At 72.9% G+C, this 25,363-nt stretch carries 16 protein-coding genes; 10 read left to right on the top strand and 6 right to left on the bottom strand.

Annotation, left to right across the window (positions count from 1 at the left end; translation table 11 throughout):
* Positions 1-58: 58 nt before the first annotated feature.
* Positions 59-1,591: a phytoene desaturase family protein gene (locus ACIO1C_RS12430; protein WP_401861718.1), complete on the bottom strand. Its 1,533-nt coding sequence runs from the start codon at positions 1,589-1,591 to the stop codon at positions 59-61.
* A 490-nt stretch (positions 1,592-2,081) separates the two neighbouring features.
* Here ACIO1C_RS12430 and ACIO1C_RS12425 point away from each other — a divergent pair, with 490 nt between their 5' ends.
* From ACIO1C_RS12425 to ACIO1C_RS12385, 9 genes are read left to right on the top strand one after another with little or no spacing between them, the layout of a single operon-like run.
* A complete protein-coding gene (locus tag ACIO1C_RS12425) occupies positions 2,082-3,590 on the top strand; it encodes an acyltransferase domain-containing protein (RefSeq protein ID WP_401861715.1) in 1,509 nt (502 codons plus the stop codon).
* Entirely contained in the window at positions 3,587-9,673 is a 6,087-nt protein-coding gene (locus ACIO1C_RS12420) for an SDR family oxidoreductase (RefSeq protein WP_401861712.1), read from the top strand. The genes ACIO1C_RS12425 and ACIO1C_RS12420 overlap by 4 nt, the downstream gene beginning before the upstream one ends.
* Positions 9,674-9,690: 17 nt before the next feature.
* Positions 9,691-10,722: a 3-oxoacyl-[acyl-carrier-protein] synthase III C-terminal domain-containing protein gene (locus ACIO1C_RS12415; protein WP_401861709.1), complete on the top strand. Its 1,032-nt coding sequence runs from the start codon at positions 9,691-9,693 to the stop codon at positions 10,720-10,722.
* The gene (locus tag ACIO1C_RS12410; protein ID WP_401861707.1) at positions 10,715-12,181 is read left to right on the top strand and encodes a cytochrome P450; all 1,467 of its coding nucleotides are present in this window, start codon (positions 10,715-10,717) and stop codon (positions 12,179-12,181) included. Before ACIO1C_RS12415 ends, ACIO1C_RS12410 begins: the two co-directional genes overlap by 8 nt.
* Positions 12,182-12,185: 4 nt before the next feature.
* Positions 12,186-13,295: a Rieske 2Fe-2S domain-containing protein gene (locus tag ACIO1C_RS12405; RefSeq protein WP_401861705.1), complete on the top strand. Its 1,110-nt coding sequence runs from the start codon at positions 12,186-12,188 to the stop codon at positions 13,293-13,295.
* 35 nt (positions 13,296-13,330) lie between these two features.
* A complete protein-coding gene (locus tag ACIO1C_RS12400; protein WP_401861703.1) occupies positions 13,331-14,224 on the top strand; it encodes a 3-hydroxyacyl-CoA dehydrogenase family protein in 894 nt (297 codons plus the stop codon).
* Positions 14,221-14,523: an acyl carrier protein gene (locus ACIO1C_RS12395; RefSeq protein ID WP_401861700.1), complete on the top strand. Its 303-nt coding sequence runs from the start codon at positions 14,221-14,223 to the stop codon at positions 14,521-14,523. Before ACIO1C_RS12400 ends, ACIO1C_RS12395 begins: the two co-directional genes overlap by 4 nt.
* A complete protein-coding gene (locus tag ACIO1C_RS12390; protein WP_401861697.1) occupies positions 14,516-15,622 on the top strand; it encodes an acyl-CoA dehydrogenase family protein in 1,107 nt (368 codons plus the stop codon). Before ACIO1C_RS12395 ends, ACIO1C_RS12390 begins: the two co-directional genes overlap by 8 nt.
* Before the next feature lie 46 nt (positions 15,623-15,668).
* Positions 15,669-16,790: an HAD-IIIC family phosphatase gene (locus ACIO1C_RS12385; protein ID WP_401861695.1), complete on the top strand. Its 1,122-nt coding sequence runs from the start codon at positions 15,669-15,671 to the stop codon at positions 16,788-16,790.
* Here ACIO1C_RS12385 and ACIO1C_RS12380 read toward each other — a convergent pair.
* On the bottom strand, positions 16,768-17,430 hold the full coding sequence (locus ACIO1C_RS12380) for an O-methyltransferase (protein ID WP_401861692.1): 663 nt from the start codon (positions 17,428-17,430) through the stop codon (positions 16,768-16,770). The two genes, ACIO1C_RS12385 and ACIO1C_RS12380, sit on opposite strands and share 23 nt — an antisense overlap.
* A gap of 86 nt (positions 17,431-17,516) precedes the next feature.
* Positions 17,517-19,814, bottom strand: coding sequence for a tetratricopeptide repeat protein (locus ACIO1C_RS12375; RefSeq protein ID WP_401861689.1), 2,298 nt, complete (start codon positions 19,812-19,814; stop codon positions 17,517-17,519).
* 208 nt (positions 19,815-20,022) lie between these two features.
* Here ACIO1C_RS12375 and ACIO1C_RS12370 point away from each other — a divergent pair, with 208 nt between their 5' ends.
* On the top strand, positions 20,023-21,582 hold the full coding sequence (locus tag ACIO1C_RS12370) for an ATP-dependent DNA ligase (RefSeq protein ID WP_401861686.1): 1,560 nt from the start codon (positions 20,023-20,025) through the stop codon (positions 21,580-21,582).
* A 115-nt stretch (positions 21,583-21,697) separates the two neighbouring features.
* Here the strand turns inward: ACIO1C_RS12370 and ACIO1C_RS12365 are convergent, their stop codons facing one another.
* The 3 genes from ACIO1C_RS12365 to ACIO1C_RS12355 all read right to left on the bottom strand — a co-directional run bounded on the left by ACIO1C_RS12365 (position 21,698) and on the right by ACIO1C_RS12355 (position 25,290).
* Entirely contained in the window at positions 21,698-22,735 is a 1,038-nt protein-coding gene (locus tag ACIO1C_RS12365) for a phosphatidylinositol-specific phospholipase C domain-containing protein (protein ID WP_401861684.1), read from the bottom strand.
* Positions 22,736-23,059: 324 nt separating this feature from the next.
* On the bottom strand, positions 23,060-24,220 hold the full coding sequence (locus ACIO1C_RS12360; RefSeq protein WP_327238201.1) for an NAD-dependent formate dehydrogenase: 1,161 nt from the start codon (positions 24,218-24,220) through the stop codon (positions 23,060-23,062).
* Between the two features lie 101 nt (positions 24,221-24,321).
* On the bottom strand, positions 24,322-25,290 hold the full coding sequence (locus tag ACIO1C_RS12355) for a LysR family transcriptional regulator (RefSeq protein ID WP_401861682.1): 969 nt from the start codon (positions 25,288-25,290) through the stop codon (positions 24,322-24,324).
* Between the last annotated feature and the right edge of the window lie 73 nt (positions 25,291-25,363).

The following is a 25,363-nucleotide window of genomic DNA, read 5'->3' as shown; positions in this document are numbered from 1 at the left end:
ACTCGTACGACCGTCCCGCCCGTACGACCGCCCCGCACCCACCGCCGGGCGCCGGCCCTCACCTGCCCAGCGCCGCCATCGCGGCGTTGTGGCCGGGGACCCCGCTGACCCCGCCGCCCCGGACGGCGCCCGCGCCGCACAGCAGCACGTTCGCGTGCGCCGTCTCCACGCCCCAACGGCCGCCCCCGGCCTCCGCGTAGGGGAAGGAGAGGTCCCGGTGGAAGATGTGGCCGCCGGGGAGCCGCAGTTCGCGTTCGAGGTCGAGCGGGGTCTTCGCCTCGACGCAGGGACGGCCGTCCTCGTCCACGGCGAGGCAGTCGGCGATCGGCTCCGCGAGGTGCGCGTCGAGCTGGGCGAGGGTGGCGGCGAGCAGCTCCGCGCGTACGGCGTCGTTGTCGGCCGCGAACAGCCGTGCGGGGGTGTGCAGTCCGAACAGGGTCAGGGTCTGGAACCCGGCCGCCGCGAGGCCCGCGCCCAGGATGGACGGGTCGGTCAGGGAGTGGCAGTAGATCTCGGACGGCGGCGCGGCGGGCAGCCCGCCCGCGGCGGCCTCCTGGTACGCCGTCGCCAACTGCCCGTATCCCTCGGCGATGTGGAAGGTCCCGGCGAAGGCCTCGCGCGGGTCCACGGACGCGTCGCGGAGGCGTGGCAGCCTGCGCAGCAGCATGTTGACCTTGAGCTGGGCTCCTTCGGCGGGCGGGGGCGGTTCCTCGCCGAGGAGCGCGGCGAGGGCCTGGGGCGAGGCGTTCACCAGGACCTGGGCGGCCGCGACCGTACCGTCGCCGTCGTCCGTACGGTACGCGACCTCGGCGCGCGTCCCGTCGGTGTCGACCCGGGTCGCCTCGTGGCCGGTGAGGATCTCCGCGCCGGCGGACCGCGCGGCGGCGGCCAGCGCGTCGGTGAGCGCGCCCATCCCGCCGACGGGCACGTCCCAGTCGCCGGTGCCGCCGCCGATCACGTGGTAGAGGAAGCAGCGGTTCTGCACGAGTGAGGGGTCGTGGGCGTCGGCGAAGGTCCCGATCAGGGCGTCGGTCAGCACCACGCCCCGGACGAGGTCGTCGGAGAACCGCTCCTCGATCGCGACGCCGACGGGCTCCTCGAACAGCGCGCGCCAGGCCGTCTTGTCGTCGATCCGCGCGCGCAGGTCCTCGCGGGTGGGCAGCGGCTCGGTGAGCGTGGGGAAGACCCGCCGGGCGAGCCGCGCCGTCATGCCGTAGAACTCCTGCCAGGCGGCGTACTCGGCGTCGCCGCCGGTGAGCGCGGCGAAGGACTCACGGGTGCGCCCCTCGCCCACCAAGAGCCCGCTGTCGCCCTTCGGGGTGTACGAGGAAACGGTGCGTTTGCGTACGGCGAAGCGCAGCCCCAGCTCCCGGACGATCTTGTCCGGCAGCAGGGAGACCAGGTACGAGTAGCGGGAGAGGCGGGCGTCGACCCCGGCGAAGGGGCGCGTGGAGACGGCGGCGCCGCCGGTGTTCCCCAGGCGCTCCAGCACGAGGACGGAGCGTCCGGCGCGGGCGAGGTAGGCGGCGGCGACCAGTCCGTTGTGGCCACCGCCCACGATGACGGCGTCGTACGAGGCGAGTGCGGGCATGGCTCTTGGTAACACGCGGACGACCGCGGGGCCAGGGCACCGGCCGGCACTCGGCCGAGGCCGTATCGCCACTTCCCCCGTTACACACAATACGCTCATTACTTTAATGAATTCTTACATATTGCGGCTCACGGCCTGACCGGTCCCGGCCAAGGCGATCCGTCGGGATGTGAGGGAAATCCGGACCGAACACCCCAATCACACACGGATCAAAAGGGATGTTGTCGGACCAATCTCACAATTTATCGGCCGCGGCGAGCACGTACCGAAAAGCAATGACCACGATTGGCGAATGCCGGCCACCATTAATTTAGGCCGGATCTGAGGCGCGCCTCCGGGGTTATGCATTTGAGGGAATGGCAATCAATGAAGAGAGATCAGGGTTGCATTTACCCGGACCCACGAATTCGTCGCGCCGTCGAGGCGTGTCAGGGCCCCGGCCGCCGAGGTGACCTCACCGGCGGCCGGGACAGGGATGAGAGTGGTGCACGTGGTGGATTCAGTCTTTGTCATGCCCGGCACGGTTGCTGCCCCACGCGGGGGCATCCTGGGCGATCTGCACGACCGTTACGCGACGGTGCGTGAAACGCTGTCCCGCATCGACAAGGCGGCCCGGGAAGCGGGGCTGCCCGACATCAGTCCCCGGTTGATCAAGGACAACGGGACGAGCGACCGGCGCGGACCCGAGGTGCAGTATCTGGAGATCTTCGCGGTCAGTGTCGCGACGCACCACATGCTGATCGCCGAGGGCCTGCGGCCCGTCGCGATCGTCGGGCAGAGCATCGGTGAACTGTGGGCCATGGCCGCCGCGGGGCACCTGTCCGTGGAGGACGCCGTCCGCCTGGCCGTGGCCCGGTCGCAGGTGCTGACCCGGCAGGGCTGGGAGGGAAAGATGCTCGCGGTCGGGGTGGACGGCCGCCGGGCGGAGTCGCTCGCCGGCCTGGCCGACCATCCCCACCTCGTACTGGCCTGCGAGAACGCCCCTCGTCAGAGCGTCATCAGCGGCCCCGAGGCGCTGATCGAACACGTGGAGCGGGTCGCCGACGCGCTCGGCTGGCCGAGCTTCCGCCTGGACGTCCCGCACCCCACCCATACGCCGGCGATGGCACAGGCCGCGCGGGACCTGCGGGCGACCGCGCCGCGGGTTCCGTACGGTGCCGGGCGCTGGCGGGTGTGTTCCCCCTGGCTGGGGCGGGACGTCGGCGACGACGACCCGGTCGACCTGGTGGCGGGCGCGCTCACCGCCCGGGTCCGGATGCTGCACACGATCCGTGACCTGCACGCGGCGGGCGCCGACATCTTCGTGGAGTGCGGGGAGTGGCCCGTCGTCACCAAGTTCGTCGAGGCGTCGATCCCGGGCGTGCGGTGTGTCGTACCGCTGAGCGAGAGTGACCCGGCCGAAGCCGTCCGGGCTCTGGTCGCCGAGTCCGACGGCGGCGGCCTGTTCCGCTCGCGCCCGCCGGCGCCGTGGGGCAACGCGCCTGCCGCCGAGCGGGTGGGCGCGCTCACGGCCGCCGGCCCGGCTCCGTCGTCCCGGCCCGCCGTACCGACGCCCAGAGCCGCCGTGTTCTCCCCGGCCGCCGTGTTCTCCCCGGCCGCCGTGTTCTCCCCGGCCGCCGTGTTCTCCGCGGCCTCCGTCTCCTACCCGGCCCCCGCGGCGCCGGACACCTCGCCGGCCGCGGTCGCGGTCGCCACGGCCACCGACGCCCCGGTCTCCCCGCACGGGTCCGCCGGGCCGGACTACACGACGGTGCTGGCCGAGTTGCGGACGCTCTACGGCGACTTCCTCGGCTACCCGCCGGACCTGCTCGGTGAGGACGACGGCCTGGAGTCCGAGCTGGGGGTGGAGTCGCTCAAGCAGGTCGCCCTGCTCGGGCGGGTGTCCGACCGGTACGACCTGCCCGGCCTGCGGGCGAATTCCTCCCTGCTGACCCTCGGCACGCTGCGCCGGATCGCGGAGACCGTCGTGCGGGCGCGGAGAGAGGCGGCCGCGCTATGACCTCCGCCCTGACCTCCACGGACAGCCTGCGGGGCCGGCTCGCCCTCGTCACCGGGGCCGCGAAGAGCCTCGGCGCGGACATCGTCCGCCGCCTGGCGGGGGGCGGCGCCCACGTGATCGTCAACTACTTCCACTCCGTCGAGCAGGCGAAGTTGCTGCGTACGGAACTGGAAGAGGCCGGCCACAGCTGCGAGTTCATCCGCGCCTCGGTGGCCAAGACCAGCGAGATCGACCGGATGTTCGACCTGGTCCAGGAGCGGCACGGCGGCCTGGACATTCTGATCAACAACGCCGCGGGCGGGGCCTTCCTGCCCCTGTTCGACATCGACGACACCTACTGGCAACGGGCATGGTCCACCAATGTGATGGGGGCCTACCACTGTTCGCGCCGGGCGGCCGAGCTGATGGCGGGCAGGGAGGGCGCGAGCATCCTCTGCCTGTCCAGCGTCGGGGCGCGCCAGCCGGTTCAGGGGTACGGCCCCGGCGGTGTCACCAAGGCGGCCCTGGAGTCACTGGTCCGCTATCTGGCGCTCGAACTGGTCGGCCAGGGCATCCGGGTCAACACCGTGCTCCTGGGCTCCGTCGTGAGCGAGATCCTCGTCAATCTCGACGGCCCGGCTGCGGTGCCCGGCGGCCCGGCCGAGGCCAGCGAGCTGATGAGCCGTACGCTCTCGACGCAGGAGGCGGCCCGGCTGATCGTCCACCTCCTGCACGAGGACACCGCGTTCATCACCGGGCAGACCGTCGTCGCCGACGGAGGCATCAGCATCGGCGGGATGCAGGGCCTGCGGCTGCACAGCAGGCTGGCGGACCAGGTGACCAGCCCCGCCCGGCGCCCACCGGTCCCGGCCGCCGTGGTGGCAACACCGCCCGCGGTGGACCCGCCCGCGCCTGAACGACCGGCGGCCGCCCAGCCGGCGCCCACACCCACGCCGGAACCGGCAGCGGCACCCGCGGCGGTGGCTGCGCCCGCGGCGGTGGTGACCCCGGCGCCGGTCCGAGCGCCGGAGACGGACCCCGGAGCCGTCGCGGTGGTCGGGCTCGGCCTGGCCCTGCCCGGCGCGAACAACACGGCGGAGTTCTGGGACCGGCTGCGGGAGGGCGTCCTGCTCTCCAGCGAGCCGTCCGCCTTCGACCTGAAGCACTTCTGGGCACCCACCCGCGAGGACACCGACTCCTTCTACGTCCGCGAGGCCGGGTACCTCCACGACTTCGTCCCCGACCCCGCCTCGATCACCGAACCGGACGGCAACGCCGGCCACCCCGGTTGGCCGCGTACCACGCGCTGGCTGCGGCACTGCGCCGTCCAGGCCCTGGCCGGCGTACGGCGGCGCCCGGCGGACCGGTGGCTCGCCGCGACCACCGGTATCCACGACCAGACAGGGCTCGGCCCCCAGGGTGTGGTGCTGGGCGACGAGTACCGGCGGATGGTGCGCGAGGCGCTCCCCAACGACGGGGACGGTGAGTGGCTGGCCGAGCTGGCCGACCACGCCATCGGCGCGCACTACGGGGGCGACGGCGGGAACCCGCAGGACTACCTGCCCGCGTCCGTCTCCCGCAACGCGCTGCGCGGGCTGATCCCCGCCGACGCGCAGCACCTGACCCTCGACGCGGCCTGCGCCAGCGGGCTGTTCGCCCTGGACGCGGCGGTCAAGGCCCTGCGCGAGGGCTCCTGCGACGTGGCGCTGGTCGGCGGTACGTCGGTGATCGAGCCGATCGGGTTCACACTCTTCTGCCGGGCCCAGGGCATCTCGATGAGCGGCCGGATCCGCCCCTTCGACCGGGCGGCCGACGGGACCATCATCGGGGAGGGCGCCATCACGCTCGCCCTGAAGTCGTACGCGCGTGCCGTGGCGGACGGCGACCCGGTCCTCGGTGTCGTCCGGGGCACCGGTCTCGCCGCCGACGGCCGGGGAAAGGGCATTCACGCCCCGGCCACCCGAGGACAGGAGCTGGCGATCTCCCGGGCCTGGGAGGACGCGGGCGTCGAGGCCGGCGACGTGGACTGGGTCGTGGCACACGGCACGGGTACGCCGGTGGGCGACGAGATCGAACTGCGCTCGCTGCTCTCCCGGCTCGGGCCACGGGAGCGGGCGTGCCTGCTGACGTCGAACAAGCAGGTCTTCGGGCACACCGGTGTGCTCGCGGGCCTGGTCTCGGTCGCGCACGCGCTGGTCGCTCTCGATCGCGGGGCGGTCCCCGGCCAGCCCGTGGTCACCGATCCGCATCCCCTGCTGGAGGACGGCGCGCGGCTGACCGTACCGGTCGAGGACGCGCCCTGGCCGGCGAACGAGGCACGGCCACGCGTGGTCGGGGTGTCGTCGTTCGGCCTCGGAGGAGCGGACGCGCACGTCGTCCTGTCCGACCGCGTGCCGTCGGCCGCCCCCGCGCGACGGCGGGGCGGTGACGTGGCCGCCGATACGGAGGACCTGGTCGTCGTGGGCTGGAACACCCACCTGCCCGGCCTGGACCGCGCCCAGGTGCCCGCCTGGCTGGGTGGGGACGGTCCGCTCCCGGAAACCGGCTTCGGTACGCCGTACCCGCTGCCGTCCCCGCGTGAGGTGCGCATCCCGCCGCTGACGATGCGCCACATGGACGCCGCCCACCTGATGGTGCTCCAGGCCCTCGGCCCGCTGCTGGACGATCTGGGCGAGCCGGGCACGGGCCTGCGGCCCACCACGGCGGTGATGGTGGGATCGACACTGCCGACCACGCACAACACCCGGGCCGCGCTGCGGGTGCACGCCGCCGAGTGCGCCACCACGTTCGACATCCTGCCCGACCCGGTGCGGGCGAAGACGCTCAAGGAGTACCTCGCGAAGGGGATGGCGGAGTCCGAGGGGGTGATCCCCGGCGGCCTGAACGAGGACGACTTCACCGGGGCGGTCTCCTGCATCCTGTCGGGCCGGGCCGCCAACTACTACGACTTCCGGGGCATGGGCACCAGCCTGTACGCCCAGCGGGACTCCGCGCACACCGCTGTCGACCTGGCCCTGCGCCAGCTCCGGCACCGGGCCTGCGACCTCGCGCTCATCGGCGCGGTGTGCCTGCGGCCGATCAGCGGCTGGGACCGCCACCTCGCCGGGCTGGTGCCGGAGGGCCGGTCCATCGCGGAAGGCGCCGCCGTCCTGGCGGTCACCCGGCTCTCCACCGCGCTGGAGCACCACCTGCCCGTCCTCGGGTCGCTCTCCACGGCGATCGACGGCACCGGTCCCGGGGATCCCGGCACGCCCGCGCACTCCCTTCCCGCGCTCGCGGGCGCCGGACACACCTACCTGTCGCTGGACGCCCTGCTGACGGTCGTTCAGGCCGTCGTCACCGGAACGGACACCGTCGTGACGCCCGCCGCCGCCGGATCACCTCCGATCCGGTTCACCCGGCCGGCCGGCCCGCCACACCGCGGGCAGGACCGGAAGGAGGCCGAGCGGCCTTCGCGTACCGGACCGGGGAGCATCACGCCCGGCCGGACCGGGCCGGAGCACCTCACGCCCGACCGCACCGCGCCCGAACCCGGCCCACCCGACCGGGCCTCGCAGGAACACGGAGAGGCCTTCACCGGCCGCCGCCAGACCTTCCGTCTCGTCCCGGCACCGACACCCCCGCCCCGGGGAGGCCGGGCCACGCCGTCGATCCCGCCGGGCACGGTCGTCCTCACGGACATCCCGGAGCTCGCCGCGGCGGTCACCGGCCCGGACGTCGCCGTCTGGTCACCCCGTCCGGGCCTCCCTGCCGCCACCCACGTCCCACCCGAGGAGGCCCCCAACGCCCTGGCCTGCCTCCCGTTCGTCCCGCGCCACATCCGGGTCCTGTCCCGGCTGCCCGCCCCCGGCGACGGGAGCGACGACGACGACGCCACCCGGATGGAAGAGCTCCAGGACCTCACGTTCACCACACTCCAGGCCGCGCTGCCCGCCCTGCGCTCCGGCGGCTCGCTCGGCGCGGTCCTGCTCGGGGAACTGCCGGACGACCTGCCACCCCCGCTGAGCGGGCTGTTCTCCGGCCTCGTCCGCTCCGTCCGGTCCGAGGTGCCGCAGTGCGGCGGGGTGCTCCTGCTCAGCGACGCACCGGACGCGGCGACCGCCCTGGACCAGCTGGCGCGGGCCGGCACCGCCGAGGTGCCGACACACACGCTGGCCTGTCGCGGCAGTGCCTGGTTCACCCTGGCCGTCGCCGACGACGACGCGGCACCCTCCCCGGCCAGGGACGCCCCGCTGCCGCCCGGCGCGGTCGTGGTCGCCTTCGGCGGCGCCCGGGGGATCACCCCCGAACTCCTCCACGCGGTCGCCCGCACCACCGACCGCCCCCACCTGTACCTCATCGGCCGCACCCCGCTGCCGGAAACCGGCGAGGCGCTGCCGCCCCAGGCCGAGTTCATCGCCGCCGAACGCCGCAGACGCCCCGGCGCGTCGGTGGGTGAGCTGCGGGCCACGTACGAGAAGGCCCAGGCGCGCCTGGAAGTGCGCCGTACGGTGGACCGGCTGGCGGAGCTGTGCGGCCAGGACCGGGTCCACCACCGGGTGTGCGACGTCCTCGACGCCGGGCGCACCGCCGCCGTCCTCGATGAGGTCCTCGACCGGCACGGACGGATCGACCTGCTCATCAACACCGTCCTCGACCTGCGGTCGCGTGCGCTGCACGCCAAGACCCTGGCCGACTTCCGGGCCGTCCGCGCCACCAAGGCGACCGGTTACCGCAACCTCAAACGGGCCCTGGCCGGGCGATTACCCCGGATCTGGTGCAACTTCAGCACCCTGGCGACCCTCGCTCCCGCGCCCGGTGACATCGACTACTGCGCCGTCAACGAGTACCTGGCGTACGCGAGCGCCTGGGCCCAGCGGCACGGCCCCGACGGCCATCGGGAGTTCGCGATCCTCTGGAGCGGCTGGCGGGAGGTCGGCGTCGCCAGCAGCGTCACCATGCGGGAGACCCTCAAACGCAACCGGATGGACGCCTACATCAGCACCGCGCAGGGATGCGCGCAGTTCCTCTCCGCCGTGACCCGGCCACCGGCCGGCGGGGTGACGTTCTTCATCCGGGAGGAGGAACGGGTGCTGCTGGCCCGGCGCGGGATCAGCACGTACGGTTCCGCCGCCGAGCCGCCGGTCCCCGCCCCGGACGCGCCGCCGCCCGCCCCGCCGGACCCGGCGCTGACCACGCCGCTGCTCGACGGTGTCCTGCACCGGGGCGAGAACTGGGCCGTCTACACCAAGACCTGGGATCCGCGGACCCTGGCCGAGCGGGACGGCCGGTGGATGCGCCACCACCGGGTCAACGGTGAGTACACGCTGCCGGGCACGTTTGTCCTCGAAGCCGCGGCCGGCGCGGCCGCGCCCCTCTGCCCCGGTCTCGTGGTCACCGGGTTCCGCGGTCTCGTCTGCCGGACGTCGGTCACGGTCAGGCTCGCCGGGCCGCCGCGCACCGTCGCGGTGGAGGCCCGGGTCACGAGCCGGAAGCGCGACCGCGCCGAGGTGGCCGTCCGGGTGACGGCGCACCGCATGGGCAGGAACGGCAAGGTGCTGCGCTTCAACGACCTGCTGTGCGAGACGACGGTCGTGCTGGCGGACCGCTTCCTCACGCTCCCCCGGCCCCCCGACTCCTCGTCCTACGAGCCCCGACCCGATTTCGCGATGCCGGTCTACTCCCCCGACCCGCCGATCTCGCTCACCGGCCCGTTCGCCGGCACCGGCGACTACGCCGTCGGTATGGACGGGAGCAGCGCCAGGTTCGGTCTCGACCACGCCGCCTGGGCCCCGGCCCTGGCGGGGATGACCGTACCGGCGCTCCTGCTGGACGCGATGGCGCAGCTGTTGCTGCTGCCCCCGCGCGGTGAGCGTCCGCCCCCGGTCGGCCCGATGGCGGGCCTCGACGAGGTCGATCTCGGGGGGCCGGGCAACGACTGCCAGCTCAGCGCGGAGAACCCGGTGATCCGGCTGCACTGCGACTTCGTCACGGGGGCCCTGACCGCCGTGACCGGGTACGGCCGGGTGCTGGCCCGGATCACCGGTGTCGGCGCACACGCGCCGGACCACAGCGGAGAGGTGCTCAGGCCCGGTGCCCGCGTCACCCAGTCGCCCCTTTCGTGACAGCCGAGGAGACAGCAGTGTTGTGGCAGGACATCACGATCGCCGGGACGGGTGCCTGGGTACCCCCCGTCAAGCCCGAGCACGACCCGTGGGACGGACCGGTCACCGGGCCGCCCTCCCTGCTGGCGCTCAACGGATTCACCTCGGCCGCCGTCTCGACGGACAGCACGGCCACGCAGATGGCGGCCCGGGCCGGCCTCAAGGCGCTGCGCCACGCGGACGTCGCCGGCGCCGACCTGAGCCTGCTCGTGCACGCCGGGTTCCAGGACGGGGACCACTACACGCCCGCGGCGTACCTGATGCGGGTGCTCGGGGGAAGGGACACCGCCTGGATCGAGGTCGGCGCCGCCAGTGACGGCGGGGCCGCCGCGCTCGTCACCGCGGCGGAACACCTCACCGCCCGGCCGGACGCGAAGGCCACGCTGGTCACGACCGGTGTCCGGTTCCCGGACGAACGGTGGGGCTATGCGCGGGAGCTGGGTTACGTGGCGGGTGACGCCGGCGCCGCCGCCGTCCTCACCCGGGGGACGGGCTTCGCCCGCCTGGTGGCGACCGCCCATGTCACGGAGCCACAACTGGAGGCGCAGACGAGGGCCAGGCAGGGGTACACCGGTGCCGCCCGGCGGTTCCCCGTCGAGGAGACCGGGTTCCTGCCCCACATCGACGTGCTGCAACGGGCCACCCACCGCTGCGTCGAGACCGTCCTCGACGAGGCCGGTGTGAAACCCGCGGACGTCGCGCACGTGGTGCCCATCGCGATCGGGTCGGTCGTGCTCGACATGCTGCTCAGCGGCTCACCGCTCGGTCTCCGTGCCGACGACACCAGCTGGACCTACGGCCGGCACCTCGGGCACGCCGGTCCGTCCGACATCCTGCTCGCCCTCGACCGGTCGTTCCGCGCCGGCGTGCTACGGGCCGGGGACCGTGTCCTCGTCGTCAGTTTCGGGGTCGGTTTCCGCTGGACCACCGCGCTGTTGGAAATCACGCGCGATCCGTCGGCACGGCACCGGCCGGTCACTCACCGACAGAAAGAAGTTGTCCATGGCTGACACGAGTACGGCGACCGCCGCGTCGCTTCCGCTAGCTCCGCGGGCCCTGCCGCTGCTGGGCCACGCGCTGCCCCTGCTCCGCGATCCGCTGGCGTTCATCATGTCGCTGTCCGGGTACCGCCAGATGGTACGCGTCCGGCTGGGCCCGAGCACCGCCGTGATGATCTGCGATCCGGCTCTGACCCGTCAGGTGTTCCTGAACGACCGCGTCTTCGACAAGGGCGGCCCGATCTACGACCGGATCCGCGAGGTCATCGGCGACGGCCTGTCCACCTGCTCGTACCCCTTGCACCGGCGGCAACGGCGGCTGTGCCAGCCGTCGTTCCACCCCTCCCGGCTCCCCGGGTACGGGGCGGTGTTCGCCAGAGCGGCCGAGCTGAAGACGGGAACGTGGCGCGACGGCGACGTCCTCGACATCACGCAGGAGATGATGACGCTGACGACGCGCGGCACCATGGAGACGATGTTCAGCGGGGCGCTGCCGGCGGAGACCATGCGGCAGGCCCTGGCCGACACCGCCACCATCGTGAGCGCGTTCTTCCGCCGGATGATGACGCCGGCCCTGCTGCGCGGGCTGCCGACTCCCCGGAAGCGGCGGTACGACCAGGCCCGTGACCGGCTGTCGGCCACCATCTCGCACATCATCGCCGAACGGCGTGCCGATCCGACCGACCACGCCGACCTGCTCTCCACGCTGGTCGCGGCGGTCGACGACGAGAGCCAGGACGGGCAGAAACAGCTGAGCGACGCCGAACTGGCGGACGAGGCCCTCACGTTCTTCCTCGGCGGGATGGAGACCACGGCCATCACCCTGGCCTGGGCGCTGCACCTGCTCGCCACGAACCCGGACGTCCAGCAGCGCCTCCAGGCCGAGACCGACACCGTACTGAACGGGGAGAAGCTCGATCCCGCGCACCTGCCCTCGCTCGGCCTGGCGACCCGGGTGGTGACCGAGGCGCTGCGGCTGTATCCGCCCGCCTGGATGATGACCCGCGTCCTGAGGGAGGACGCCGAACTCGGCGGGGTACGGCTCAAGGGCGGCAGCACCATCGTGCTGAGCCCGTACCTCCTGCACCGCAGGCCCGACCTCTACACCGAGCCCGACCGGTTCGACCCGGACCGCTGGCTCGGCGCGCAGCCCGACCGGGCCGCCTACATCCCGTTCGGCGCCGGAGCCCGCAAGTGCATCGGGGACCAGTTCGCCCTCAGCGAGGCCATCCTGGCCCTCACCGCCATCGTCGCCCGCTGGGAGCTGTCCCCCGTCGGGGACGAGCCGTTCCGGCCCAAGGTGGAGACCAGCCTGAGTTCGCGCGGACTGAGTCTGCGGCTCAGTGAGCGGCGGACGGGCGGCGGCGCCGGGGTCAGCGCGGCCGTGCCGCGGCCCGCCTCCGCCCAGCCGTCCGTCCCGTCGTCCACGCAGCCGGGCGTCGCCGCCTGCCCGGTGACCCACCAGGAGTGACGCCATGAAGCCTCATCTGAAGCCGCTGGTGAAGCAGCTCCTCACCTCCCGGAGGGTCGGCCGGCCCGGTGCGGCCCCGGCCGACACCCTGCGCGCCCCCTCCCTCCCGTACCCGGACGGGTGGTTCTGTCTGGCCTTCACCGACGAGGTGCGGCCCGGGTCCGTCGTCACCCGTCCGCTCGCGGGCGCGGAGGTCGTCCTGTACCGGACGGCCGGAGGGGTGCTGCGGGCCGTCCGGCCCCAGTGCCCCCATCTGGGAGCGCATCTGGGCGTCGGCGGATCGGTCGAGGGCGAGGATCTCGTCTGCCCCTTCCACCGGTTCGCGTTCGACCCGGCCGGTGCCTGTGTGCGTACGGGGTACGACAAGCCGCCGCCGAAGGCATCGCTGGCGCAGTACCCGGTGTGCGAGGCCAACGGCGCGGTCTACGTGTGGTGGCACGCCCTCGGCCTGCCCCCGCACTGGGAGGTCCCGGTCCTCCCGCTGGACGACCGGCAGCCGTTCAGCCACGACACCTTCGACCTCGCGGGTCACCCGCAGGACGTCATCGAGAACGCGTTCGACTGGGGTCACCTGCCGGCGCTGCACGGTCTCAAGGGTCTTGACATCGAGGGCGCACCGGTGGCCGGGGAACAGGTCAGCACCGTCACCGCGACGGCCCGCGGCACCATGATGCGCGGGTTCCGCCAGTCCTACTCGCTCACGGTGATCGGGCTGGCGACCATCGCGGCGTCGACGGCCCTGCCCCGGGGCGCGGGCCACCTCTACGTCATGCTCCACGCGACGGCGACCGGCCCGGGGCGCATCCAGCTCCGGTTCGGTACGAAGCTGGAGCTGAAGGGCGTTCCCGGCGTGCCGGAGAGGATCGGGCGCGCGACGGCGATGCCCGCCGCCCGGCTGCTCAGCACGGTCCTCCAGCGGGTGGCACGGGTCGACACCGGGGCGGACCTGCTGATGTGGCACTACCAGGAGCACGTCGAGCGGCCGAAGCTCGCCAAGGGCGACGGTCCGATCGGCCGGTACCGGCAGTGGGCGCAGCAGTTCTACACGGAACCCACCGGCGGCACGGTGTCTCCGCGACCCGCCCTGACCGAGATGAGCCGCGCGGAGGAGTGAGTGCCGACGACGGGCGGGACCGAAGGAGAGGTGACATGGCAGCGGAGAGCGGTACGCCCGGCGCCGGGCTGCGACTGGCGGTGCTCGGAGCGGGGGTGATGGGGTCGGGCATCGCCGCGCTGGCGGTCGGGCACGGGGTGGCGGTGTCGCTGATCGACCTGGACCGGCGCCGCCTGGACGAGGCGCCGGCGCGGATCGGTCACCAGGTACGGACGGCGCGGCTGATGGGCGCGTTGCCGGACGGGGCCGTTCCCGGCGCTCTGGTCACGGGCCTGTCGCTCGACGGCCTGGTGACGTCCGGCGACGCGGCCCCCACCGCGGTGATCGAGGCGGTCACCGAGGACGCGGACGCCAAGGCGAAGGTCCTCGCGGACGTGTCCGCGCTGGTCGCGCCGGGCACTCCGATCATCTCGAACACGTCGGCGATTCCCATCGACGAACTGGCCCGGGCGACCGTACGGCCCATGGATCTGATCGGCACCCACTTCATGAACCCGCCCTATCTGATCCGGACGGTCGAGGTCATCCGGGGTACGCACACCGGCGAGGCCACCCTCGACGCGCTGCGGGCCCTGCTCGCCGCGCTGGGCCGGCAGCCGATCGTGGTCAACGACGCGCCGGGTTTTGTCACGAGCCGGATCCTGCACCCGATGATCAACGACGCGGTCCGGGTGGTGGCGGCGGGCACCGCGAGTGCGGAATCGGTCGACCGGCTCATGCAGGGCTGCCTCGGCCACCCGACGGGCCCGCTGCGCACCGCCGACCTCATCGGGCTGGACAACCTGGCCGACTCGCTGTGGGTGCTGCACAGCAGGACGGGCGACGAAGGGTGCCGCCCCTGCGACCTGCTGCTGGAGATGGTGCGGGCGGGCCACCTCGGCCGCAAGAGCGGGCGCGGCTTCTACGAGTACGAGGGAGAACAAGCATGACCACGTCATCCGACCGGCAGGTGCCGGAACCCGTCGGCGATTCCGGCATCGTCCAGGCGGACCTGCTGCTGTTCCTGGCGAACCGTACGGGAAGGACCTGGACGGCCGACACGGACGTCTTCGGCTCCGGAGGGCTGTCCTCGCTCTTCGCCATGGAGATGGTGGTGCACCTGGAGAGGACGTACGGCGTCTCCATCCGCGGCGGCGACCTGCGGATGGAGAACTTCCGCACCGTGCTCCGGATGGCCGCACTGGTCGAACGGCTCCGGCAGCCCGCCCCCGGCGGCTCCGGTGCGTGAAGCCGTCGCCGCGGCGGCCTCGGCGGTCACCGAGCTGGTCGGCGACCGGGCGTCCGACTGGGACAGGGCGGGCCGGCTGCCCGAGGAGGTGGTGCGGAAACTGGGCGCGGCCGGGCACCTGACCGCCCAGGTCCCGGTGCGGTACGGCGGACCGGGGTGGAGCAGCGCGGACAGCGGCGAGTTCACCGCCCACGTCGGCAGTCTGTGCGGCTCGCTGCGGAGCGTCATGACGTCGCAGGGTATGGCCGCGTGGGCCGTCGAACGGCTGGGCGACCCGGCGCAGGCGGCGGATCTGCTGCCGCGGCTGGCCTCGGGCGACACGGCGGCCGTGGCCTTCAGCGAACCGGAGGCGGGCAGTGATCTGTCGGCCGTCGCGACCACCGTCACCGTCGACGGGGACAGCCTGTCGCTCACCGGCCGCAAGACGTGGGTGACCGCCGCCGAGTACGCCGATCTCTTCCTGGTCGTCGCGCGGATGGACGAGGGAGGTGCGGTGGTGGTGGTGCCCAGGACCGCCCCGGGGGTCACGGTGCGGCGGGTGGCCGATCCCCTGGGCTGCCGGGCGGCCGGGCACGCGGACGTACGGCTCGACGCGGTGCGGTTGCCGCTCGGCAGCCTGCTCGGTGGCGGGCGGCAGCCGCTGTCCCTGCTCGTGACGACGGCTCTGGCCTACGGCCGGATCTCCGTCGCCTGGGGTTGTGTGGGGATCCTGCGGGCCTGCGTGGCGGCGGCCGCCGGCCACGCCCGGTCCCGGCACCAGTTCGGCCGGCCGCTGGGGCGGCACCAGCTCGTCGCCCGGCACCTGGCCGACCTGTGGGCCGCCGAGCAGGTCGCCACCCGGGTCTGCGAGTACGCCAGCCGCTGCTGGGACGAGAACGCCGCCGACCTGGTCAGCTCCGTCGTGCTGGCGAAGTACGTCAGCGCCGGGCACGCCGCCAGGGGTGCGGCCGCGGCGGTCCAGGTGCTCGCGTCGGCCGGGGCCCGGGACGGTCACGTGGTCGCGCGGGCGTACCGCGACGCCAAGCTCATGGAGATCATCGAGGGCAGCGACGAGATGTGCCAGCTGATCCTGGCGGACCACGCGCTCGGCCGGCCGTGACCCCGCCTCCCGCGCGAACCCGTGACCTCCCGAAAAGGAGCCGAAGTTGAGCGACACCGCCCCGGCGGTCCCGCCCGTGGCCGTGAAGTGCCTGGTCTGGGACCTCGATAACACACTCTGGCGCGGCACGTTGCTGGAGGACGAGAACGTCGTCCTGTCCGAAGCGGTCCGCGAGGTGGTCGCGGGCCTGGACGCGCGGGGCGTACTCCAGTCGGTGTGCAGCCGGAACGACCACGACCTCGCCTGGGCACGGCTGGAGGCGCTCGGCGTCGCCGACTACTTCGTCGTGCCGGAGATCGGCTGGGGGCGCAAGTCCGACGCCGTACGCCGGATCACCGAACAGCTGGACTTCGCCCCCGGCACCGTGGCCTTCATCGACGACCAGCCGGCCGAGCGGGCCGAGGTCGCCCACCACCTCCCGGAGGTGCGCTGCTACCCGGCGGAGGACGCCGCGTCGCTGCTCGGCCTGCCCGAGTTCAGCCCCGGGCCGGTGACCGCCGACTCGCAGCAGCGCAGGAAGAGGTACCAGGCCGGCTTCCGGCGCACGGACGAGCGGACGCGGTTCACCGGCTCGCACGAGGACTTCCTCCGCTCGCTGGACATGGTGATACGCATCGGGCGGGCCACGGAGGACGACCTGTCGCGGGTCGAGGAGCTGACGCTGCGCACCAGCCAGATGAACGCGACCGGGGTGCACTACCCGGACGCGGTGCTGCGCTCCCTCCTCGCCCGGCCCGGCTACGAGGTCCTGGTCACCACGCTCTCCGACCGCTTCGGGCCGCACGGCGCGGTGGGGGTGCTGCTGCTCAGGAAACACGCGCGGGCGTGGCACCTCAAGCTGCTCGCCACCTCGTGCCGGGTGGTGGCGTTCGGCGCCGGCACGATCATCCTGAACTGGCTGGCGGACCACGCCGCCCGGGCCGGTGTCCATCTGCTGGCGGACTTCCGCGCCACCGACCGCAACCGGATGATGGAGATCGCCTACCGGTTCGCGGGTTTCGACGAGCGGCCCTGTGACTGCCGGGGTCCGGTCACGGGCGGTTCCGGCGACGACGTCCAGCTGCTGCACCTCGCCCCGGGGCTGCGGGACGCCCCCACGACGGCCCGGCTGATCGCTCCGGACCTCACCGTCCCGGCCGCCGCGGTCACCTCCGGCGGACCAGAGTGATGCCGTCCGCCATCGGGAGCATGCAGAGGTCGACCCGCTGGTCGTCCCGGATCCTGGCGTTGACCTCGCGGACACCGGCGGTGTCCGCGTCGTCGGCGAGGGGATCGATGACCCGGCCGAAGAAGAGCGTGTTGTCGACCACGACCAGGCCGCCCGGCCGCACGAGCCGCAGGGCCAGTTCGTAGTACCGCGGATAATTCGCCTTGTCCGCATCGATGAAAACCAGACCGAAACGGCCGGAGAAACCGTCGGCGAGCATTTCCTCCAGCGTTTCCGCCGCCTCGCCGATACGCACATCAATTCGTTCGGAAACTCCCGCCCGCCGCCAGTACGCGGCACCGATCTCAGGCCACCGCTCACTGATGTCACAGGTGACCAAACGCCCGTGCGGCGGCAGAGCGCGTGCCATGCACAGGGTGCTGTAGCCGGTGAAGGTGCCGATCTCCAGCACTTCCGTGACACCGGTGGCCGCGACCAGGAACGCGAGGAACTGCCCCTCCTCCGCCATGACCTGCATCGCCTCGCCGGCGGGCAGCTCCGCGGTCGTCCGGCGCAGATCGCGGAGAATCTCGTCTTCCCGGAGCGAGAACTCCCTCACGTATTCGAGAAGATCAGGGCCGGCCGCGATCTGATTCGCCATGTCAAAACCGTAGAGGGTTGTCCATGGCAATTCAATGGCGCATTGCCGCGCCACCGCGGTGTGGTACGCGCCCCGCGCCTCCCGGCTTATGCGCGGGGGTCCTGGCGTTCGCCGCGCAGGGCCGCCACGCGGCGGTACAGTTCCGTCGCCTCGGCGCTTCTGCCCAGTTGTTCCAGGCAGTGCGCCTCGTCGCTGCGGCTGGTCAGGGTGTCCGGGTGGGACGCGCCCAGGACCCGTTCGCGGGTGCCGGCGACCTGGCGGTAGCCGGCCAGGGCGTCCTCCCAGCGGCCCAGCCAGCCCAGGCCCACGGCGACCTCGCGGCGGCTCACCAGGGTGTCGGGGTGGTCGGGGCCGAGGACCCGTTCGCGGATCGCCCAGACCTCCCGCGCCTCCCGCAGCGCCTCCTCCCAGCGCGCGAGCCGCCCCAGGTTCACCCCGACGCCGTGCCGCGCGCGCAACGTCTCCGGGTCGGCCCCGCCGCTCACCCGCTTGAGGTCGTCCGCCAGCGCGCGGTAGAGCTCCAGCGCCTCCGTGTCACGGCCGAGGCGGCCCAGGCAGATGCCCACCTCGTACCGCGCGGCGAGGGTGTCGGCGTGGTCGGGGCCGAGCGCCCGCGCCCGCGCCGCCCCGACCTCGCGGTAGCTGCCGAGCGCCTCCGCCCAGCGCTCCAACAGCCCCAGGGTGCGGGCCACTTCGCAGCGCGTGGCGAGCGTGTCGGGGTGCGTGGTGCCGAGGACGCGGGCACGGACCCGTACCACCTCCCTGGCCAGCTGGTACGCGTCCTCCAGCCGGCCCAGCCTGCTCAGGTTGCCCGCCAGGTTGTGACGGCAGCGCAGGGTGTCCGGGTGCTCGTCGCCCTTCGTGCGTTCGTGGGAGGCGAGCACCGCGGCGTACACGCCGTGGGCCTCGAAGTGCCGGCCGAGCCGCCCCAGCGCGTACGCCGTCTCCTGGCGCGCCGCCAGGGTGTCGGGATGGTCGGGACCGAGCGCGCGCTCGCGGCCCTCCGTCACGCTCCCGAACTCGCGCAGCGCCTCCGCCGTGCGTCCCGTACCGCTCAGGGCGACACCGATCTCGTACCGGCTGGCGAGGGTGTCGGGGTGGTCGGGGCCGAGTGTCTGGGCGCGTTCGGCGGCGACGTCGCGGTGGGTCTCCTCCGCCTCGGCCCAGCGGCCCGCGCGGCCCAGGCCCACCCCCGCGTCGTGGCGGCCGGCCAGGACGGCGAGGCGCTCGGGCGACGGGCCCTGGTCGTGAGGCTCGTACGTGCGATCGGTGAGAAGGACGGGGTGCGGGCCGGCCGGACCGGTCCATCCGCCGGTCAGTCCGGTCGCGGGGTCGGGCAGCGGCGACGGCAGGACCGTCGTGCCGGTCGCCTTGTGCCCGGTGGTCATGCCCCGGGTCCAGGACGGCAGCGGAGCGCCGCCGGGGAGCTGGGGCACGGAGTCGTACACCTGACCGGCCCCGTGCCCGAGCCCGTGCCGGCCACGGCCGTGGCCGGGCCCCGGGCCGGGCACGTACGCCACCGCGAGCCCCCGCCCTCCGGCGCCCGCGCCGAGCCGCCGCCGCAGGTCGCCCGCGTCCGCCGGCCGTTCGTCGGGGGTCTTCGCCAGCAGGTCGAGGACGATCCGCTCGAAGAACGCGGGAAGCTCCGGCCGGTGCGTGCGCGGCGGTTCGGGCACGGTGTCCCGGTGCCCGACGAGCACCGACCACGCGTCCTCCAGGTCGAACGGCGGCGCCCCCGTGGCGAGTTCGTACAGCACACAGCCCAGCGAGTACAGGTCGGAGCGGTGGTCTATGTCGCCCGCGCCGATCTGCTCGGGCGACATGTAGTGGGGGGTCCCCATCGCCACGCCCATGCCGGTGAGTTGGGAGCTCTGTTCCAGGTCGCGGCCCAGCCTGGCGATGCCGAAGTCGCAGATCTTCACCGTGCCGTCGGTGAGCCGCATGATGTTCGCGGGCTTCAAGTCGCGGTGGATGATGCCCTGTTCATGGGTGTACGCGAGGGCGTCCGCGACCTGCTCCGCGATGTCCACGACCTCGGCCACCGGCAGCGGCCCGCGTTTGTTGTCCTCCAGGAGCTGGCCCAGGTCCCGGCCTTCCAGCAGCTCCATCACCAGGTAGAGCACGCCGTCGTGTTCACCGAAGTCGTGGACGACCGTGACCCCGCGGTGCTGGAGCGCCGCCGCGACCCTGGCCTCGCGCCGGAACCGCTCGCGCATGACCCGCCCGGCGGCGTCTCCCTGCGGGAGACCCACCGGCTTGAGGCACTTGACCGCGACGCGCCGGCCGAGCGACTCGTCGCGCGCGCGCCACACCTCGCCCATCCCCCCGCGCCCGATCAGTTCGAGCAGCCGGTACCGGCCCTGGATCAGCCTGGTGTCCGCCATCGCGTGCTGTCGCCCCCGTCGCCTCGCCGCGCCCTCCCCGGCCCGTACCCAGTATGGCCGCCCGGCCGTGTGGTGTGTACGGGGACGGGCCGTGTGACGGAACCGTGTCACGAGGTCCCGCCCGCCGATCATGGGGAATCGGGTGGCCAGGAGGAAGTGGCTTCCGTTTCGCCGGGCGGACGCGCGCTCGGCGTTGCACGATGGCAGCATGCTGCTGGCACCGCTCGCCCGCGTCTCCCGGGAGGTCGCCGAGACATCGGCGCGATCCCGGAAGATCTCCATGCTGGCCGGACTCTTCCGCACGGCCGGTCCCCAGGACGTGCCCGTCGTCATCCCCTACCTGGCCGGACGGCTGCCCCAGGGCCGGATCGGGATCGGCTGGAACGCCCTCAAGGACCCGCCGCCGCCGGCCGGCCGGGCCACCCTCACCGTCCACCACGTCGACGACACCTTCACCGCGCTCGCGGCCGTGTCGGGGCCCGGCTCGCAGGCCGAGCGGCGGCGGCTGGTGCAGGAGCTGCTGGGGGCGGCCACCGGGGAGGAGCAGCGCTTCCTGGTGGGGCTGATCTCCGGCGAGGTGCGGCAGGGCGCGCTGGACGCCGTCGCCGTGGAGGCGCTGGCCGAGACGTCGGGCGCGGCGGCGGGCGCCGTGCGGCGGGCCGTGATGCTGGCCGGTTCGCTCCAGCACGTGGCGGAGCGGCTGCTGGCGGAGGGCCCGCACGTGCTGGAGGAGTTCCTGCTGACCGTGGGGCGGCCCGTGCTGCCGATGCTCGCGCAGAGCGCGGCGGACGTGGCCGAGGCGATCGGCCGGCTCGGGGCGTGCGCCGTGGAGGAGAAGCTGGACGGGATCCGGGTGCAGGTGCACCGCGACGGCGGGACGGTACGGATCTTCACCCGCACGCTCGACGACATCACGGACCGGCTGCCCGAGGTGGTGGACATCGCGGCCACGCTGGACGGCGACGGTTTTGTGCTGGACGGGGAGGTCATCGCGCTGGACGAGCGGGGCAGGCCCCGGCCGTTCCAGGAGATCGCGAGCCGGGTCGGGTCACGGACGGACGTGGCGACCGCCGCGACGGCGGTGCCGGTCTCCCCCGTCTTCTTCGACATCCTGTCGCTCGACGGCGAGGATCTCCTCGACCTGACGTTCGCGGAGCGCCACGAGGCGCTGGCGCGGCTGGTCCCCGAGCCGATGCGGGTACGGAGGATCGTGGTGCCGGGTACGGACGGGCGCGGCGGGGAGACCGCCGGCACGCGTACCCGGGACGCCGAGGCGTTCCTGGCGGACACCATGGCCAGGGGCCACGAGGGGGTCGTGGTGAAGGCGCTGGACACCCCGTACAGCGCGGGCAGGCGCGGGGCGGGGTGGCTGAAGGTCAAACCGGTGCACACGCTGGACCTCGTCGTGCTGGCCGCCGAGTGGGGCCACGGCCGGCGCACGGGAAAGCTGTCGAACCTGCATCTGGGCGCGCGCCGGGAGGACGGGTCGTTCGTCATGCTCGGCAAGACCTTCAAGGGCCTGACGGACGTGATGCTGGAGTGGCAGACCGGCCGGCTGCGCGAGCTGGCGGTCCGCGACGACGGCTTCACCGTGACCGTACGGCCCGAGCTGGTCGTCGAGATCGCGTACGACGGGCTCCAGCGGTCGTCCCGCTACCCGGCGGGGGTGACCCTGCGGTTCGCGCGCGTCGTCCGCTACCGCGAGGACAAGCGGGCGGCGGACGCCGACACGGTGGAGACCGTGCTGGCCGCCCACAACCAGGGATGAACGGTCCGCCGGGGGTCAGCGGTCCGCCGGGGATGAGCGGTCCGCCGGGGATGAGCGGTCCGCCGGGGAAGGTCGAGGGCCCGGGACCGGTGACGGCCGGTCCCGGGCCGCGCGGCTACTGAGCGGTGCCGCGCGGGACGACCGACGAGAGAACCGCCGGAAGCGAGCGCCAGTCCGCGGAGATCAGGCTGGCGTTCTTACCCGCCAGCAGGGACAGCCGATCCCGGGCCTGCTGCTCGGTGGGGTTGGTGCCGTCGATGGCGGGCGCCACGTTGTGGGCGTCCGTCATCAGGACGAAGTAGTGCCGCTGGTCGTACCAGGCGGTGTCGATCCCGCCCGCGACCCACGCGGAGGCGTCACCGTCGAAGAAGACGAACCACGGGCGGATCGAGGCGTCCGCGTAGCGGGTGCGCGGGTCGCCGGCCGCGACGTTGTGCACGGCGGGGAAGGCCGTGGCCTCGCCCAGCCGGCCGGCCGCCTTGAGGTCGCGGAGGTAGGTGGCGTACTCCCGGTCGGTCCACAGCGTGTCGAAGGGGTTCTGCTCCTCGACCGTGCCGGGGATCAGCTCGATGATGAACTTGCCCGCCAGCTGCGCGCGGGTGGGCCAGGCGCCGGCCTGGGAGGCCTCGTCGAGGGTGGCGCGGTTGCCGACCAGGTCGCCGGGGCGGTAGACGGCGTCGCCGAGCTTGCTGCTGACGAGGGCGTCGAAGGCGGCGGGGCCGCGGCCCGCCGAACCCAGGAAGCCGTCCTTCATCTCGACCTTGAGGACGATGGGGCGGTGGCCGGGGTTGGCGTTGTGCCACGTTCTCAGGTCGGTGAGGCAGCCGCCCAGGTCGCGGTTCTGCGTGTTGGTCCGCAGCTGCGCGACGGTGGTGGCGTTCGCGCAGTTGTTGTTGTTGCTGACCGGGCTGTCGTGCGACACGCGCCAGGAGGCGCCGAACACGTTGGTCCACACGTCGAGTTCGAGCATCCCGGCGCCGGAGTCCAGGGCGTCGGCGAAGTACGGGAACGTCGTCTTGACGTAGGCGTTGTGCACGCCGACCCCGGTGGTGGAGGAGTACGGCAGCTGACCGGTGTCGGCCGCCTGGGCCGAGGTGGTGGCGAGAGCGAGAAGCGCGACGGCGGCCACCGTCGTACGAAGGAGCTTTGCCATAGTCCCTGATCCTCCTGGAGCGCATGTGTGGGGCATGTCAACCGAGGAGGAGCGTAAGGGAGTTCAGTGACGTACGGGGGGACACGAGCTTACGTGTGCGATCACGCGGGCGACGGGCGGGAGGCCAACACACCGCACCGGGGCCTCAACGCCGCTACCCCGGCCGAGGGCGCGGCCGGGGTAGCGGGGTGAAGCTCAGCTGTGTGCGGTTGTTCAGCCGTGCGAAGAGTCAGTCACGCGCGTCCGTCACTCGTGCGAAGGGACGGGTGCGGTGCTGACGCTTCGTCACATCCGTACTTCTCGGAGGACTTGCTTCTTGGAGGACTACTTCTTGACGGAGTAGGAGTGCGCTCCCACACCGGCGAGGGCGCCGCCGTCGACGATCAGGTACTCGTCGCGCTGGGGCGTGCCCGCGAAGAAGTTCTCCAGGATCTCGCGCGTACCCGCCGCGTAGCGGGCCTGGGCGGAGAGCGAGGAGCCCGAGATGTGCGGCGTCATGCCGTGGTTCGGCATGGTCCGCCACGGGTGGTCGGCCGGGGCGGGCTGCGGGTACCACACGTCGCCCGCGTAGCCGGCGAGCTGACCGCTCTCCAGCGCGCGTACGATCGCGTCGCGGTCGGTGATCTTCGCCCGCGCGGTGTTGATGAGGTACGTGCCGCGCTTCATCTTGGAGAGCAGCTCGTCGCCGAACAGGCCCTCGGTCTCCGGGTGGAGGGGCGCGTTGATGGTGACGACGTCGCAGTGCGGGACCATGGCCTCGGCGCTCTCGTGCCAGGTCAGGTTCAGCTCCTGCTCGATGGCCTCCGGGAGACGGTGGCGGTCGGTGTAGTGCAGGCCGACGTCGAAGGGGGCGAGGCGGCGCAGCACCGCGAGGCCGATGCGGCCGGCGGCGACGGTGCCGACCTGCATGCCCTCCAGGTCGTACGAGCGGGCGACGGCGTCGGCGATGTTCCAACCGCCGTCCAGGACGATCTTGTTGGACGGCAGGTAGTTGCGTACCAGGCCCAGCGTCATCATCACGACGTGCTCGGCGACGCTGATGCTGTTGCAGTACGTGACCTCGGCGACGGTCACACCCTTGGCGATGGCCGCGTCGAGGTCGACGTGGTCGGAACCGATGCCGGCCGTGATGGCGAGCTTCAGGTTCTTGGCCTTCGCGATGCGCTCGGCCGTCAGGTACGCCGGCCAGAAGGGCTGCGAGATGACGATGTCGGCGTCGACCAGCTCCTGGTCGAAGACCGAACCGTCACGGTCCTTGTCGGACGTGACGACCAGGGTGTGGCCCTGGGACTCCAGGTAGCCGCGCAGACCCAGTTCGCCGGAGACACTGCCGAGGAGGTGACCGGGGGTGAAGTCGATGCCCTGAGGAGTGGGCGCCGTCTGACCGCCGGGGTAGCTCTCGATCTTCGGGATGTCGTCACGCGCGTACGTCTTCGGGTACCCGTCGATCGGGTCGTCGTACAGCACACACAGCACCTTTGCCATGATGGCGGCTCCTCATCGTTCAGTGCGGGAAGATGCTTAAAGGTTCCTCCTGACCAGCGGGGACGGCAAAGCGAAAGTGTCTATGCCGGGATAGGCAACGGCTATCCGCGGGCGGGGCGCGGGCCGTCGGCCGGTGGTCCCGCCGGGCGCAGGTAGATGTCCAGGAGACCGTCGAGCGCTTCCCGTACGCCCGCTTCCCTGGCGATCTGCAACAAGGCCCTGGCCAGGACGGGTTCGGGGGTGCGGTCGGCGATGACCAGGCCGACGCGCGGGCCGTGCGCGGGCTTCTCCAGGGGCACCACGCGCATGCCGTCGGGTACGCCGAACATGTGCAGCCAGGCGTGGGAGATGACGCTGGACCAGTGACCCGCCGTCAGGTGCGCGTAGAGCGCGGCCACGGAATCGGTCTCGATGGCGGGGGTCACCTCGGGCGCGCCGTCGGCGGCGAAGTACTCGTCCATGATGCGGCGGTTGCGCATCTGCGGGGCGAGGAGGCACAGCGGCAGCGCGGCGATCTGGGCCCAGCGCGCCACCTCCTGTCCTGCCATGGGGCCGTCCTGGGGGGTGAGGAGGAGGTAGCGCTCCTCGTAGAGCGGGGTCCTGCGGACGTGGGAGAGGCTGTCGTCGTCCAAGTAGGTGACGGCGATGTCGAGTTCGAACTCGGCGAGCCGCTGGTTGATGTCCCGGGAGGAGAGCGAGTCGAGCGAGACGCGGGCCTGCGGGTGCCGTTCCACGAACGGGGTGGTGAGCAGGGAGGCGGCCGTGAGCGCGGTGGGGATGGCGCCCATGCGCAGGGTGCCGGCGAGGCCGCCGCGCATCGCGGACAGCTCGTGGCGCAGCGCGTCGCGCTCGGCGAGGATCCGGTGGGCCCAGAGCAGGACCCGCTCGCCTTCCGGCGTCAGTCCTTCGAAGCGGCGGCCGCGCCGGACGATGGGGACGTCCAGCTCGCGTTCGAGTTTGCGGATCGCCGCGGAGAGCGACGGCTGTGACACGTAGCAGGACGCCGCCGCCCGGGCGAAGTGCCGTTCCCGTGCGAGCGCGACCAGATACTCCAGTTGTCGCAGCAACATCGTGTGCTCCCCTGCTCTCTTCCGCCCCTCCACCCTGCCAGGCCCGGGGCCCCTCGCCACCCCCTGGACCGGC

It is taken from the genome of Streptomyces sp. NPDC087420, assembly GCF_044744165.1.
In the GTDB taxonomy this organism is placed as follows: Bacteria; Actinomycetota; Actinomycetes; order Streptomycetales; family Streptomycetaceae; genus Streptomyces.
The sequence above is the reverse complement of the archived record's forward strand: the minus strand, read 5'-3'. Positions and strand labels throughout refer to the sequence as shown.

What these genes read in the sequence shown, in the direction of transcription:
- ACIO1C_RS12430 (WP_401861718.1), bottom strand. Translation starts at nt 1,591, where the DNA reads ATGCCCGCACTCGCCTCGTACGACGCCGTCATCGTGGGCGGTGGCCAC.
- ACIO1C_RS12420 (WP_401861712.1), top strand. Translation starts at nt 3,587, where the DNA reads ATGACCTCCGCCCTGACCTCCACGGACAGCCTGCGGGGCCGGCTCGCC.
- ACIO1C_RS12410 (WP_401861707.1), top strand. Translation starts at nt 10,715, where the DNA reads ATGGCTGACACGAGTACGGCGACCGCCGCGTCGCTTCCGCTAGCTCCG.
- ACIO1C_RS12405 (WP_401861705.1), top strand. Translation starts at nt 12,186, where the DNA reads ATGAAGCCTCATCTGAAGCCGCTGGTGAAGCAGCTCCTCACCTCCCGG.
- ACIO1C_RS12400 (WP_401861703.1), top strand. Translation starts at nt 13,331, where the DNA reads ATGGCAGCGGAGAGCGGTACGCCCGGCGCCGGGCTGCGACTGGCGGTG.
- ACIO1C_RS12395 (WP_401861700.1), top strand. Translation starts at nt 14,221, where the DNA reads ATGACCACGTCATCCGACCGGCAGGTGCCGGAACCCGTCGGCGATTCC.
- ACIO1C_RS12380 (WP_401861692.1), bottom strand. Translation starts at nt 17,430, where the DNA reads ATGGCGAATCAGATCGCGGCCGGCCCTGATCTTCTCGAATACGTGAGG.
- ACIO1C_RS12375 (WP_401861689.1), bottom strand. Translation starts at nt 19,814, where the DNA reads ATGGCGGACACCAGGCTGATCCAGGGCCGGTACCGGCTGCTCGAACTG.
- ACIO1C_RS12370 (WP_401861686.1), top strand. Translation starts at nt 20,023, where the DNA reads ATGCTGCTGGCACCGCTCGCCCGCGTCTCCCGGGAGGTCGCCGAGACA.
- ACIO1C_RS12365 (WP_401861684.1), bottom strand. Translation starts at nt 22,735, where the DNA reads ATGGCAAAGCTCCTTCGTACGACGGTGGCCGCCGTCGCGCTTCTCGCT.
- ACIO1C_RS12360 (WP_327238201.1), bottom strand. Translation starts at nt 24,220, where the DNA reads ATGGCAAAGGTGCTGTGTGTGCTGTACGACGACCCGATCGACGGGTAC.
- ACIO1C_RS12355 (WP_401861682.1), bottom strand. Translation starts at nt 25,290, where the DNA reads ATGTTGCTGCGACAACTGGAGTATCTGGTCGCGCTCGCACGGGAACGG.